The sequence below is a fragment of the uncultured Bacteroides sp. genome (assembly GCF_958445495.1).
Classification (GTDB): domain Bacteria; phylum Bacteroidota; class Bacteroidia; order Bacteroidales; family Bacteroidaceae; genus Bacteroides.
Genome location: NZ_CAUCSQ010000008.1, coordinates 63,679 through 78,541, shown reverse-complemented (window position 1 = coordinate 78,541; position 14,863 = coordinate 63,679). Strand labels below are relative to the sequence as shown.

The following is a 14,863-nucleotide window of genomic DNA, read 5'->3' as shown; positions in this document are numbered from 1 at the left end:
CCAACAGATTGAAACCTCTTGAAAGATATTCCCTCGTTTTTCCTCATACCGTCTACGGATAGAGGCTGAAACGAGGGAATTTACTAGGGGGATATTCAAAGAATTCCGCACTTTTGAAATCCGATAAGTAGAAATATCCGGAAAATTCCCTCTTTTTGAAACAGGACGAAGAACCGGTTTACCCTTCCACAGTCATCTGCCCTTCAATGCCAATTGCCGTTGACCGCATTCAGTTCTCCCGTCACGGTTCATTTTTATTTTTTCTCCATTTCCGGAGGAGGAATACCCAAATCCCTCTCCAGCCACTCTCCTCACCCGGCATCCGTTTTTAAAGATGGCATAAAAATCAAGCCAGCCATTGTGCCAGAGAACGTTCCGTTATTTCCCACAACAATTCCTTTTGTACATGGTTAACGTACTTGCCGGACAAATTCTTCCGACGGTTATTTGCATATAATTGTCCCGTCACGCCGGCTTCCTTTTCATCCAGCAACAAACCGATTGCCGTAGAAGCCCCCTTTCCCGGTTTACGGATGAAAGGCCGGAAAAAAATATCCGTCAACGGATCAAACCACTTATGCATAGTAATAATATCGGTGGAAACAATTCCGGGGTCGGCGGCATTGACCGTGATTCCTTTTTCACGAAGCTGTTCGGAAAGCTCCAGAGTAAACAATAATAAAGCCAGTTTCGTATTGCTGTAAATAGGAATCCTCCAAAAACTTCCAGTCTTTCCCTTATGGAAAAAATCAGGAAAATCAAGACGTCCGATTGCATAAGTACACGAAACCATATTCACAATGCGCGTGCCCCGTACCATAGCAGGAATCAGTTTCCGCGTAAGCAGGTAAGGTCCTACATAATTCACGCTCACCGTCCGTTCAAAGCCGTCAACGGTAACGGAAAATCCGGTCTCCATCGTTCCGGCATTGTTCATCAACAAAGAAACGGAAAGCCTACGTTCCAGAATCTCATCGGCAAAAGAAACGACAGACCGCATGGAAGAAAGGTCGATAGCCCTTACCTCCAGATTCGGATTACCGGTTTCATTAACCAAACGCTGCCGTATAACTTCCGCCTTCCGGGGATTGTAACAAGCCATTATAACATGATAACCGGCTGTAGCTACGGCACGTGTAATTTCCGTTCCCATCCCTCCGTCAGCACCTGTAATAATTGCCCACTTCACCTCATTCATTGTTTTCCAGTTTTTCAATCTCCTTTTGCAAACAAGGAGGCAGTTTCTCATTCAAACGCTTGTGGCAAGCCATTTCTATGGTATACATACGTCCGATGCAATAATTACTGTGGCCGCAATTGCAACGGGCACACCCTTCTTTTGCCATCCGATTAACAAATCCCGGCTCATTAAGCAAGGCGCGCGCCATTTGCACGGCGTCAAAACCGGCATTTAAAACCTCATCTATCTTCTCACGGGAAACAAGGCCGCCCACATAAACCAACGGAGCATCCGGAAACGCCTTACGAAATTTCAATGCGTCTTCCAGAAAATACACCTCTTTGAAAGGAACCGCCGGAATCATCCACTTTCCAAACATGCGGACCCCATATTTCAGCCACCAACAATCCATATAATATGCCATCGAACGAATAGGCATCGCCCCTCTCATCACATACATCGGCGCACGGCTGACAAAGCCCCCGCTCAACACCAAGCCGTGTACCCCCCACTCCAGCAAACGTCCTGCCACCTGTAATGTCTCTTCCAGCTCCATTCCTCCCTTGAAACCGTCACGCATATTCATTTTCACGAAAACCGCCATATCTCCGCCCGCCGCTTTCATCACCTCCCCCATTACCAAATCCATAAAGCGCATCCGGTTTTCCAATCCCCCTCCGTATTCATCTTTCCTACGGTTGGTGTAAGGAGAGAGGAACTGACTAATCAGATATCCGTGTCCGGCATGAACCTCAACGGCGTCAAAACCCGCCTCCCTTGCCAGATTGACAGCAGTTCCGTAGGCCCGCGCCATTTCGGGCAACTCTTCCTTTCTCATCCCGCGCACCCATGTCGGAGAATACAAATTAAAACCGGAAGAAGCGGATACGGGAGTCACCCCGCAAATGTTTTTGTGAGACATATTCCCGCAATGCCCTATCTGTATGCTTGCCGCTGCTCCCTCATGATGTATGGCCTCCGTCACCCTGCGCAATCCGGGAATGACCGAAGGACGCAACCACAACTGACGGTTAAAAGAAAGGCCGCTTCGCGTCACGGCAGCATAAGCCACAGTCGTCATGCCGACCCCGCCCGCAGCTACCGAACGATGGTAATCCAACAACATTTGTGAAGGAGCGTTTCCCGGACACATGCTTTCAAAAGCCGCCGAACGGATGGTACGGTTTCGAATAGTCAAAGGCCCGAAAGTAACCGGAGTAAATAATACAGATTCCATAGCAACACAGATTTTTCGTACACAAAAGGAAATTACTAATAAACAAAAGGAAATATCCGCTTCCGCTTTCCAACCTCATCGCCGAATTCCTCACGATAACGAAGCCAAATCGCGTCAGCGCGAGGAACAAGGTTGGCAACCGTCCACCACAGGAACACAAGTCCGGAAAGCGAACAAGTCAATATAGCCCATCCTGCCCATTCCACTACCTCCCCGAAATAATTGGCGGAAGTAACATAACGGAACATCCCCTTCCGGGGCAGATAATGCCGGGTATCTCCAGGTTTCCGCAGATGCCGGATGATATAATCCGAATGCCAGTTCACCGACATTCCGGTAAAAAAGAACAAAGTACCCACTATAAACCACGGCGATACAAACCAATCGGAACAATACATTTCTTCCGGCGCAAGATAAAATATCCACTGTCCCTGCATATACCCATTCAACAAATTGAAAAGAATCCCCATAAACATAATTGCCAGAGGCATCTCCCCTTTTCCCCTCAACAACAAAGGAAAGACAAAGGAACGTTGAAAATAATGAATCTGGAAAAATATAAAAAATGTCAATACAACAGGATTAAAACAACGTTCCGAGTGCGCCCACATCCAGCACATGACCAAAAACACAGGAGCCTCCATCCATATCCATGCCAGTTTGTTCGAGATAGCCGCTCCCCATGAAGCAGTACGAAAAATACCATATCCGGCTTTCACAAAGTAAAGGGCAATAAAAACAATTAACGCAACCAGGCTCATTACGCCCAGAAACAAATGAAAAGCAGCCACACTCATATCCATATACTTTTGTCATATGCAAAAGTAACAAAAAATGAGAATAACTGCCCCACAAAACTCCTTAAATAAAAACTCTATGATTCCAAACAGTTTTGTGTCATCCCCGGACATATATCCGGACATCAGCGAAACCTATACCGGGGGAATTATCCATTCCGTAAAAGAGACTATACGTATCAGCGTTTCTTAATCGGAGTATAAACCAACTCTTCAAGCACGTTTTTATATGCCGGACGTATAATGCGTTTGCCGTCAAAGTTTAATTCTTCATTACGGTGGGCACACCACCCGACAATACGCGCCATTGCAAACAAAGGAGTGAAAATCTCCTGCGGCAACCCAATCATTTCATATACAAATCCCGAATAAAAATCAATGTTGCTCGATACGGTCTTTCCGTTATTCTTAATACGCCCGAAAGTATCAATAGCCCTCTCCTCCAGCAACTCCAGGAATGCGAACTCATGTTCCTTCCCTTTTTCACGTGCCAAATCACGTGCCAGTTCCTTCAACAGAAGCGCCCGCGGGTCGGAAATCGTATAAACGGCATGCCCTATGCCATAAATCAGTCCGGTTTTATTATACACCTCCTTATTCAGCATACGAGTGAAGTACGTATCGATTTCGTCCACATTTGTCCAGTCCTTGATATTCTTCTGCAAATGATGGAACATATCGGCAACCTGAATGTTAGCGCCCCCGTGAAGCGGCCCTTTCAAAGAGCCGATGCCTGCGGCAATCGCCGAATAAGTATCCGTTCCGGTAGAAGAGGTGACACGGACCGTAAAAGTCGAGTTATTACCGCCGCCGTGCTCCGCCTGCAAGATTAACAGAAGGTCAAGAGTACGCGCATCCAGTTCGGTATAGTCCTTTTTCAACATATATAAGAAATTCTCGGCAATGGAAAGATTCTCCTGCGGATGGCGGATATGCAGCGAACGTCCGAAAGTGGCATGGCGAAGCATATTATAGGCATAAGCGATAATTGTGGGAAACTTCGAAATAAGATCGATACTCTGCCGCATCAGATTATCGCGTGAGGTATCGTCCGCATTCGGGTCAAAACGATACATCTCAAGCACGCTGCGCGCGAGAATATTCATGATATTATTTCCTTCCAACTCAATAATATTCATTTTTGTCTTCTGTTCCAATGCCATATTGTCATTAATCAATTCGCAGAATGAAGCCAGTTCCTCCTTATCCGGCAACCGGCCGGACAACAACAAATAAGCCACCTCCTCAAAACCGAAACGTTTCTCCTTAATAATAGCATGGGAAATATCTTCCACATCATAACCGCGATAAAACAACTTTCCCGGAATAGGTTTCAATCCACCTCCCGGAATACGTTCATAACCCACCACGTTGCCAATCTTCGTCAGACCCACCAGCACGCCCGTACCGTCCTCATTACGCAGCCCTCGTTTCACGTCGAACTTGGGGAACAATTCATTATTAATCCGGGTAGCCTCCTTCATTTCCTCGGAAAGCTTGTAAATCAGATACTCTTTCTTCATATTCATCTGTATTTAGTCTTTTTCTTATTTTTCAATCCTTTCCACTATCTCACGAGTGAAAGCAGTAGTAGACAAGGAAATACCGTCCGGCATGAAACGCGCCAAATCATGAGTGGCACGCCCTTCCAAGAAACTCTGTTCAAGCGCCTTCTCAATAAGAGCCGCCGCCTCCGTCCAGCCCAGATACTCAAGCATCATCACAGCCGAAAGGAGGATGGAACAAGGATTCACCACATCCTTGCCCGCTATATCGGGAGCAGTTCCGTGTGTCGCCTCAAAAATGGCATGCCCGGTCTTGTAATTGATATTCGCTCCCGGAGCGATGCCTATGCCCCCCACCATCGCCGCCAGTTGGTCGGAAACATAATCCCCGTTCAGGTTCAGAGTCGCTATTACCGAATACTCTTCGGGAACCAGCAGTGTATTCTGTAAAAAAGCATCCGCAATGCAATCCTTTACCGACAACCTGCCATCCGCCAAAGCATCACCGAACTCACGTTGCGCCAGTTCATACCCCCACTTTTTAAACCCACCTTCGGTAAACTTCATAATATTTCCCTTATGTACCAAAGTGACGGAAGGCAGATGATGCTCAAGCGCATACTGGCATGCAGCACGCACAAGACGTTCCGTCCCCTCACGGGAAACAGGCTTCACGCCAAAAGAAGACGTCGCAGGAAAACGCACCTTTTCCACTTTCATTTCATCTTTCAGGAATTTATAAAACTTCTCGGCCTCCGGGCTACCCGCCTCCCACTCGATACCCGCATAAATATCCTCCGTATTTTCACGAAACACGCACATATTCACCTTCTCAGGAGCCTTCACCGGCGACTGTATCCCCTGATACCAGCGGACAGGCCGAAGGCAGACATACAAATCAAGCGTCTGCCGCAAAGCCACGTTCAACGAACGGATTCCGCCGCCGACCGGTGTCGTCAACGGTCCCTTAATACCTACCAGGCATTCCTGAAACGCCTGCATGGTTTTATCCGGAAGCCATGAACCGGTCTCATTGAAAGCCCGTTCTCCCGCCAATACCTCTTTCCACTCAATACGGCGTCCGCCCCCGTAAGCTTTCCGGACCGCCGCATCCACCACATCTTGCATGGAAGGAGTTATTTCGGCTCCTACCCCGTCCCCTGTAATATAAGGAATGACAGGCATGTCAGGTACCAGTAGCGTACCGTCATTTCGCATAGTTACTTTATTCATATTCCGTCTTTGTTTTAAATTATCTTGCATTCAGGGCAGAACCGGCACGAAACCAGCCAATCTGCTGCTCATTGTATGTATGCCTCACTTCGAAACTCTCCCTTGTCCCGTCTTCATGGTGAAGAACAACCTTCAAGTTACGTCCCGGAGCAAAGTCCGCCAGACCGATGACGGAAAGCACATCATGTTCTTTAATCTTATCATAATCGGCCTTATCGGCAAAAGTAACGGCAAGCATTCCCTGTTTCTTCAAATTCGTCTCATGGATACGGGCAAAACTCTTCGCCAGAATGACACGTACATTCAAGAACCTCGGTTCCATAGCCGCATGTTCACGGCTAGAACCTTCCCCGTAATTTTCTTCGGCCACAACAATGGAAAAAATACCCTCCGCCTTATACATCTTCGCCGTACCGGAAACCGTTCCGTAAGTATTTGTAGAACGGTTCCAGACCTTATTCGTTTCGCCATTGAAAGCATTGACAGCCCCCATCAGCATATTATCCGAGATATTTTCCAGATGTCCGCGGAAACGGAGCCACGGCCCCGCCATAGAAATATGGTCCGTCGTACACTTGCCCTGCGCTTTTATCAGCAAAGGCATATTAAGAAGGTCCGTTCCGTCCCAGGCGGGAAAAGGAGCCAGAAGTTGCAAACGTTGCGAATCCGGTTTCACCCTGATTTCCCTCTTCACCCCGTCAGGAGCGACATATCCCTCATTTTCCGAAGCAAACCCCTTCATCGGAAGCTCGTCTCCGACAGGTTCGGACAACTTCACTTTTTCACCGTTGTGATTGACTAACCTGTCCTTCAACGGGTTAAAGCACAAATCACCGGCTATCGTCAATGCCATAGTCAGTTCGGGAGACGCAACAAAAGCATAAGTATTCGGATTACCGTCCGCCCGTTTGGCAAAATTGCGGTTGAAAGAAGTGACGATGGAATTTTTCCGCGTCAAATCGTCCGTACGGCGTTTCCACTGTCCGATGCAAGGACCGCAGGCATTCGCCATAATCGTTGCGCCAATCCGTTCGAAAGCCTCAATCATTCCATCCCTTTCGGCAGTAGCGCGGATTTGCTCGGACCCCGGATTCACTATCAGCGGAGAAGCGACGCTCAAATTCTTTTCCGCCACCTGTTTCGCCAGAGAAGCGGCGCGGCTCAAGTCCTGATAAGAAGAATTGGTACATGAACCGATTAATCCGACCTCCATCCTGCGAGGATAGCCGTTTACCAATACCTTCTCCGCAAACTCGGAAATCGGAGTAGCGGCATCCGGCGTAAAAGGCCCGTTTATATAAGGTTCCAATTCCGACAAATCAATCTCAATCACCCGGTCGTAATACTTTGAAGGTTCGTCCGTCACCGCTTCGTCAGCGCGCAAGTCGGCATCTACGGCTTCTGCCAAGTCAACGACACGCTCCCTTCCGGTAGCCCTCAAATAAGTTGCCATCCGCCCGTCAAACGGGAAAAGCGAAGCAGTGGCCCCCACTTCAGCCCCCATATTGCAAACCGTAGCCTTTCCGGTAGCGGAAAGCGACTCGGTCCCCGGACCGAAATACTCGATAATCGCATTCGTCCCACCCTTTACAGTCAGGATACCCGCAAGTTTCAGAATCACATCCTTCGGAGAAGTCCAGCCGCTAAGCTTGCCGGTCAGGCGGACCCCGATGATTTTCGGCATTTTCAATTCCCATTCCATGCCTGTCATCACATCCACGGCATCGGCTCCGCCCACACCGATAGCCACCATGCCCAAACCGCCGGCATTCGGAGTATGGGAATCCGTTCCTACCATCATGCCGCCGGGGAAAGCATAATTCTCGAGCACCACCTGGTGAATGATACCGGCTCCCGGCTTCCAGAAACCGATACCGTAACGGGAAGACACGTCACGAAGAAAATCATACACCTCCTCATTCACCGCCTTTGCAGTGAGAATATCCTCTTTCGCGCCCTTGTAAGCCTGTATCAAGTGGTCGCAATGCACTGTCGAAGGCACAGCCGCCTTTTCCTTGCCGGCATTCATAAATTGAAGCAAAGCCATCTGGGCAGTCGCATCCTGCATAGCCACACGGTCAGGACGGAAATTCACATAATCCTCACCCCTTTTGTAATCCTTCAAATCAGCCGCATCATACAGATGCGCATACAAAATTTTCTCGGTCAAAGTCAGGGGACGTTCCAGAATGCCCCTCACAGATTCCACTTTCCCTTTGTAAGCTTTATAGAAAGCCTCAAGCATCGTCATATCATACACCATATCACTTCTCATTTTTAGTCTATCTATTAGATTAACGAACAGTGTTCGAGTTATGTTTAACAAAATGAAATATATTTTCTCCACAGAAAGAAGATTTGCTACCTTTGCATCCATGATGAATAATAACTCGAAAAGTCCGATTTCCGCTCTCCAGCACCAGCAACTCCTGTTGCGGATGGAGTACGAATACGAGAAAGAGGAGTTCAAACGGCAAACCGAAATCATGGGAGTCGCCCGCAAAGTCAGACGGGGGCTTTGCTGGTATCCCGTCTCCCTCGGCCGAAGTTACTACAATTCTTTAAATCAGTTTGTAATAGATATTACACGGACGGAAAATAAAGAGATAGAACACGCATTTGAATTCGGCCGTCCGGTCTGTTTTTTCCGCCAGTCTTTCGACGGGGAAGTAAAATATATGAATTTCATTGCCACCGTCAGCTATGCAGATGAAGAAAGAATGGCAGTGGTGCTTCCCGGAGCAGGAGCGATAACGGAATTGCAGACAGACGAAGCATTGGGAGTACAGCTCTATTTCGACGAAACATCCTACCGGGCGATGTTCGAAGCACTGGAAGACGTCGTCCGTGCTAAAGGAAACCGCCTCTCGGAATTGCGCGACATCCTTTTGGGAACCCAAAAGCCCGGTTTCCGGGAATTGTATCCCGTCCGGTTTCCGTGGTTAAACAGCACACAGGAAGCAGCCGTCAATAAAGTACTGTGCACACGCGACGTATCCGTTGTCCACGGCCCTCCGGGAACAGGAAAAACAACCACGCTCGTCGAAGCGATTTACGAAACATTACGCCGGGAACCGCAAGTACTCGTCTGTGCGCAAAGCAACACAGCCGTAGACTGGATAAGTGAAAAACTGGCAGACCGGGGCGTCCCCGTCCTACGCATCGGCAACCCGACGCGGGTGAACGATAAAATGCTATCATTCACCTACGAGCGCCGGTTCGAGAATCATCCGGCCTATCCGGAACTCTGGGGGATACGCAAGTCCATCCGTGAGACAGCCGGCCGGGTACGCAAGGGAAACTATTCCGAACGGGAAAGCATGCGCAACCGCATCAGCCGTCTCCGCGACCGCGCCACAGAACTGGAAATACAAATCAACGCCGACCTTTTCGACAGCGCCCGGATAATCGCCTCCACTCTGGTCAGCAGCAATCACCGCCTGCTCGCCGGCCGGCACTTTTCCACCTTATTCATAGACGAAGCCGCCCAAGCGCTCGAAGCCGCCTGCTGGATTGCAATCCGCAAGGCCGACCGGGTAATCTTTGCCGGCGACCACTGCCAGCTCCCTCCTACCGTGAAATGCATCGAAGCCGCCCGAAACGGACTGGACCACACCCTGATGGAAAAAGTAACGCAACAGAAACCCTCTGCCGTGTCACTGCTCAAAGTACAATACCGGATGCACGAATCCATCATGCGTTTCCCTTCCGAATGGTTCTATCACGGAGAATTGGAAGCCGCACCGGAAATACGTTACCGGGGCATCCTCGATTTCGACACCCCGATGAACTGGATAGATACCTCCGGAATGAACTTCCACGAAGAATTTGTAGGAGAAAGTTTCGGACGAATCAACAAACGGGAAGCCAACCTGCTGCTCCGGGAACTGGAGACCTATATCAATCGAATCGGCAAAGCAAGGATACTGGACGAAAACATTGATTTCGGACTGATTTCACCCTACAAAGCGCAAGTGCAGTACCTGAGAAACAAAATCAGGGAGAACAGTTTTCTCCGGCCCCTCCGGAGCCTCATCACAGTCAATACGGTAGACGGTTTCCAAGGCCAGGAACGGGACGTAATCTTTATCAGCCTTGTCCGGGCAAACGAAAACGGGCAAATAGGCTTCCTGAATGATTTGAGACGGATGAACGTAGCCATCACCCGGGCACGGATGAAACTGGTAATCTTCGGAGACGCGGCTACACTTACCAAACATCCTTTCTACAAAAGGCTCATGGCATTTATAAAAAAAGAGGATTACCTATAATCCTCTTTTCCCAAAATCTCTTTTCTCACGAAACAAGACTCTTTTTAACACAAACAAAACAAACAATTTTTCCATTTCATATCCCTTTTCCATCTCACCGTGCCGGAAACATTCCCAGTTCCGGAACACAGCCCGATAAAAAAACGCCGGCCGTTTCCTCACTCCGTCAGAATAAATCCTCCAAAGCCCAAAAACAAGCCGTTAATGACGGGAAAGTACGAATCACATTTTGTCCTTATTTCGATGCCGCCTGTATAAATACCCTGCGGCAACTTTTCCACATCATGCTACAAAGATAGCAACAAACTTGTATTTTCCTACTTAATTAATCCGAATATATGAAAAAAGCGGAAAGAAATATTCCTTCCGCTTCTATGCCTGAGTAATAATAAAGGCAACCGGTTAGTTATTTTCGGGACGCAGCTTGCGTACCGTAACAGCAGTCTGCCACATTTCACTCTCGCGCAACTGACGAAGTTCTTCATTCAGTTTCTCGCGATAATCAGGTTGTGAGTTGCTGTCAATGGAAATCTGCGCCTCATTGCCGGTTTTAACGCTGTTGTACAACTTTTCAACTACCGGTTTGATAGCATCGTGGAACGGGCCCATCCAATCAAGAGCACCACGCTGGGCAGTAGTGGAACAATTAGCATACATCCAGTCCATACCGTTCTTGGCAAACAACGGCATCAATGACTGAGTCAGCTCTTCCACCGTCTCGTTGAACGCCTCGGAAGGAGAATGGCCGTTTTCACGCAACACCTCATACTGAGCCAGCAACAACCCCTGGATTGCACCCATCAACGAACCGCGTTCGCCGGTCAAGTCCGAAGTAGCCTCACGCTGGAAAGTCGTTTCAAACAAATAGCCCGAACCGATACCGATACCCAGCGCTATCGTCCTGTCCATAGCCTTTCCCGTAGCATCCTGATAGATAGCGTAAGAAGAATTCAATCCGCGTCCTTCGAGGAACATGGTACGCAAAGAAGTGCCCGAACCTTTGGGAGCGACCATAATCACATCGATATCGGCAGGAGGAACCACTCCCGTACGGTCATTCCACGTAATAGCAAAACCATGGGAGAAATAAAGAGCCTTTCCCGCAGTCAGATACGGTTTGATAGTAGGCCATACGGACATTACCGCAGCGTCAGACAACAGGCACATGACAATCGTGCCTTTCTGGCAAGCTTCCTCAATGCCAAACAAAGTCTCACCCGGAACCCATCCGTCCGCTACCGCTTTATCGTAAGTTTTTCCCTGACGCTGGCCGACAATCACATTGAAACCGTTATCACGCAAGTTCAATGCCTGTCCGGGACCCTGCACACCATAACCGATTACGGCGATTGTCTCATCTTTCAATACTTCACGAGCCTTTTCCAAAGGAAATTCATCACGGATTACTACATTCTCAATAGTACCGCCAAAATTCAACTGTGCCATTTTCTTTTTTGTTTTTTAGTTTCGGCAGCTTACGCCGCCCGTTATTAATTTATGTTATCTTCTTCAATCACTCATTCGAATATCACTTTCGAGCGGCAGACAACCTCGCTGCCGTTCTTTTTCACTTCTATGTGGAACTCATTCCCGTCCGCCTCATCACAGAAAAAAGAAAGCTCGTCCCCAAAATAACTTTCAGCCACATACGCCATTTCAAAACGCCGGATTCGTTTCGTCCTGTACACATCAATCGGAAACAAATCAAGGATATGCTCGATATAACGGATGCTGTTCACATGGCCGTTAATATCTATATCGCTGTATTTCGCCGTCAAGCCGGCTACAGGCCGTCCGCCCGTCACTTTAATGCGGGAAGGCTTTTCTATGGGACAAGGTTCGTCACACACATAATCCGCAATGCTCCCCCCATGCAATGCGAGCAAATCCGCCGGCTTGCGAGTCTTGAGGTTAATCATCGCCCATACGGAACGCGCATAGCCAATCTTCCTGCCGTCCTTGTCGAGAATAGCGAAGTTACGGTCTGTAAACAGGCGGTAGACATTCTCCACCCACGTCTGAATCGAAAAATCCTCATACTGGTAAGGCATCTCGTCCAGTTCGACCGCCAAGCGCGAAAGCACCCACGTATAATTATCCTCATTCAGCGTCGCGATGCCGAAACCACGGTCACTCGCATGAAAACCCGCACAGTTCAGCAAGTGGTTTCCCAGCACCCCCATAGTGAGACGTCCGTTAAAATCCACATGGAACGGTTCCGCCACGAACTTATAAACCCCTATTTTATTTCCTTCACCCATTATTCCTGTTGTTTTTTGCTTTCATTATATCTCGCTTCCCGTCCGTCCAGAAACTCGTTCACCCGTTCAAAACAACTGGTCGTAATCGCCACACGTCCCGAACGGACAAACTGCAAAACACAATTCAATGCCCGAAGTTCACCGTAAAGCGAAGTTATGTCTTCGCTCATGCCGTTTTTCTCCACAATCGAGAACACCGGATTCACCTCCACGATACGCGCATTATACTTACGAATCAATTTAGACGCTTCCGGATTCTCCTGGAATGCAGGAGTAGACACCTTGTACAAGGCGATTTCGTGGAAATAGATTTCATCCTCCGTAAAATAATGCGCCTGAATCACATCAATCTTCTTCTCTATCTGCCTGACCACCTTCTCGATGGTATCCTTATCCGTCCAGGCGGTAATGGTATATTTATGCACGCCTTTAATGGAAGAGGCGGAAACATTCAGGCTTTCGATATTTATCTGTCGGCGGGTAAACACGGCTGTCACTTGGTTCAGCAATCCGGCAATGTTTTCGGAATGAACGATAATAGTATATAATGTCTTCATCAATCTTGAATTTTGAACTTTGAATCTCGAACCTGGATGCGACCGGCAACGTCGCCTCAATCCAAGACCCAAAACAGATAGTTAATAATCATTTCAGCACTCCAGCAGCATCTGGTTGACCGAACCGCCCGGAGGAGTCATCGGCAGGACATTACCTTCTTCCACCACGCACGCCTCCAACAGGAACGGGCCGTCCGTAGCCAGCATCTCATGAATCGCCTCTTTCAGCTCCTCACGCGAGCAAACGCGCCTGGAAGGAATATCATAAGCGGAAGCAATCTTCATATAGTCCGGATTCAGCATCGGAGTAAACGAATAACGGCGGTTGAAAAACATCGCCTGCCATTGGCGCACATTTCCCAGGAAGTTGTTGTTCAGGCAGATGATTTTAACCGGAGCCCGCCGTTCCATGACAGTGCCCAGCTCCTGAATATTCATCTGCAGCCCGCCGTCTCCCATAAACACGCATACGGTACGTTCCGGAGCGCCGAAAGTAGCCCCGATAGCCGCGGGAAGGCCGAATCCCATAGTCCCCAATCCGCCGGAAGTAATGATACTCCGTTCTTTGGTATATTTAAAATAACGCGCGGAAATCATCTGGTTTTGCCCGACATCCGTCACCAGCACAGCCTCGTGGCGGGTAGCCTCACTCACGGCACGCGCAACCTCCCCCATAGTCAGCGAATCCGTAACAGGATAAAGTTCCGGGCGAATCACCTTTTCCTCTTCCACCTTCTCATATTCCCTGAAACTGTCATTCCACTGCGTATGCTTGTTCTCCTTCAACAGCCGGGTCACGGCGGCCAGCGTATCCTTGCAATCCCCTAAAACAGCCACATCCACCTTTACATTCTTATTTATTTCCGCCGGGTCAATATCGAAATGGATGACCTTCGCCTGCTTGGCATAAGTAGCCAGATTACCGGTCACACGGTCGTCAAAACGCATGCCGACAGCAACCAATACATCACATTTGTTGGTATTGATGTTCGGTCCCAGATTACCGTGCATTCCCAACATGCCTTTATTCAAGGGATGTTCGGTAGGCAAAGCGGAAAGTCCGAGCAAAGTGCATCCGGCAGGCATATCCGCCTTTTCGATAAAGGCACGCAGCTCGTTCTGGGCATTTCCCAGCTCCACGCCCTGTCCCACCAATACCAGCGGACGTTCGGCATTGTTAATCAGTTCGGCAGCCATTTTCACAGCCTCTTCGTCCGTATCGGGAACCGGAACATAACTACGGACAAAATCCAGTTTCGTAGGTTCGTATTTCGTTTTCTCGACTTGCGCATTCTTGGCAAAGTCCAGCACCACAGGACCGGGACGACCGCTACTGGCGATATAAAACGCACGCGCCACCGCCCATGCGACATCCTCCGCGCGGCGAATCTGATAACTCCATTTGGAGATAGGCTGCGTTATGCCCACCAAATCCACCTCCTGAAAAGCATCCGTACCGAGAAAACCCGTTCCCACCTGCCCGGCAATCACAACGATAGGCGTACTGTCAATCATGGCATCGGCAATGCCGGTAATGGTATTGGTCGCTCCGGGACCACTCGTCACCAGACATACGCCTACCTGCCCCGATACGCGGGCAAACCCCTGCGCCGCATGGGCAGCCCCCTGTTCGTGACGGACCAGAATATGGTTCAATGTACTTTGATGGTCGTACAAAGCATCAAATACCGGCATGATAGAACCGCCCGGATAACCGAAAATAGTAGTTACCCCCTGATGTTCCAGCGAACGCATCAACGCCTCCGCACCTGTTATTAAATCTTTACTCATCTATTCTGATTTACTGTTTGACGATTTTATT

Annotated in this window: 11 protein-coding genes; 1 reads left to right on the top strand and 10 read right to left on the bottom strand. The window is 48.8% G+C overall.

Annotation, left to right across the window (positions count from 1 at the left end; genetic code table 11):
- Positions 1-346: 346 nt before the first annotated feature.
- From Q5076_RS04465 to Q5076_RS04440, 6 genes are all read right to left on the bottom strand, one after another.
- On the bottom strand, positions 347-1,198 hold the full coding sequence (locus Q5076_RS04465; RefSeq protein ID WP_303011179.1) for an SDR family oxidoreductase: 852 nt from the start codon (positions 1,196-1,198) through the stop codon (positions 347-349).
- Positions 1,191-2,417 (bottom strand): NADH:flavin oxidoreductase, encoded by a 1,227-nt coding sequence (locus Q5076_RS04460; protein ID WP_303011178.1) that lies wholly within the window; start codon positions 2,415-2,417, stop codon positions 1,191-1,193. The genes Q5076_RS04465 and Q5076_RS04460 overlap by 8 nt, the downstream gene beginning before the upstream one ends.
- Positions 2,418-2,452: 35 nt before the next feature.
- Positions 2,453-3,214: a DUF1295 domain-containing protein gene (locus Q5076_RS04455; protein WP_303011176.1), complete on the bottom strand. Its 762-nt coding sequence runs from the start codon at positions 3,212-3,214 to the stop codon at positions 2,453-2,455.
- Positions 3,215-3,393: 179 nt separating this feature from the next.
- Entirely contained in the window at positions 3,394-4,737 is a 1,344-nt protein-coding gene (locus Q5076_RS04450; protein ID WP_303011175.1) for a citrate/2-methylcitrate synthase, read from the bottom strand.
- Positions 4,738-4,761: 24 nt separating this feature from the next.
- Positions 4,762-5,982 (bottom strand): NADP-dependent isocitrate dehydrogenase, encoded by a 1,221-nt coding sequence (icd, locus tag Q5076_RS04445; protein WP_303011174.1) that lies wholly within the window; start codon positions 5,980-5,982, stop codon positions 4,762-4,764.
- Positions 5,972-8,215 (bottom strand): aconitate hydratase, encoded by a 2,244-nt coding sequence (locus Q5076_RS04440; RefSeq protein ID WP_303011238.1) that lies wholly within the window; start codon positions 8,213-8,215, stop codon positions 5,972-5,974. The genes icd and Q5076_RS04440 overlap by 11 nt, the downstream gene beginning before the upstream one ends.
- 64 nt (positions 8,216-8,279) lie before the next feature.
- On the opposite strand from Q5076_RS04440, the gene Q5076_RS04435 reads away from it, so the two are divergent.
- The gene (locus Q5076_RS04435) at positions 8,280-10,223 is read left to right on the top strand and encodes an AAA domain-containing protein (RefSeq protein ID WP_303011173.1); all 1,944 of its coding nucleotides are present in this window, start codon (positions 8,280-8,282) and stop codon (positions 10,221-10,223) included.
- Between the two features lie 402 nt (positions 10,224-10,625).
- Here Q5076_RS04435 and ilvC read toward each other — a convergent pair whose 3' ends face one another.
- The 4 genes from ilvC to ilvB all read right to left on the bottom strand — a co-directional run bounded on the left by ilvC (position 10,626) and on the right by ilvB (position 14,832).
- Complete coding sequence (gene ilvC, locus Q5076_RS04430) at positions 10,626-11,669, bottom strand: ketol-acid reductoisomerase (protein ID WP_303011172.1); 1,044 nt, start codon at positions 11,667-11,669, stop codon at positions 10,626-10,628.
- Positions 11,670-11,740: 71 nt separating this feature from the next.
- Entirely contained in the window at positions 11,741-12,484 is a 744-nt protein-coding gene (locus Q5076_RS04425) for an acyl-[acyl-carrier-protein] thioesterase (protein ID WP_303011170.1), read from the bottom strand.
- The gene (ilvN, locus tag Q5076_RS04420; protein ID WP_303011169.1) at positions 12,484-13,041 is read right to left on the bottom strand and encodes an acetolactate synthase small subunit; all 558 of its coding nucleotides are present in this window, start codon (positions 13,039-13,041) and stop codon (positions 12,484-12,486) included. The genes Q5076_RS04425 and ilvN overlap by 1 nt, the downstream gene beginning before the upstream one ends.
- 93 nt (positions 13,042-13,134) lie before the next feature.
- Positions 13,135-14,832, bottom strand: coding sequence for a biosynthetic-type acetolactate synthase large subunit (ilvB, locus tag Q5076_RS04415; protein ID WP_303011168.1), 1,698 nt, complete (start codon positions 14,830-14,832; stop codon positions 13,135-13,137).
- Positions 14,833-14,863 lie beyond the last annotated feature (31 nt).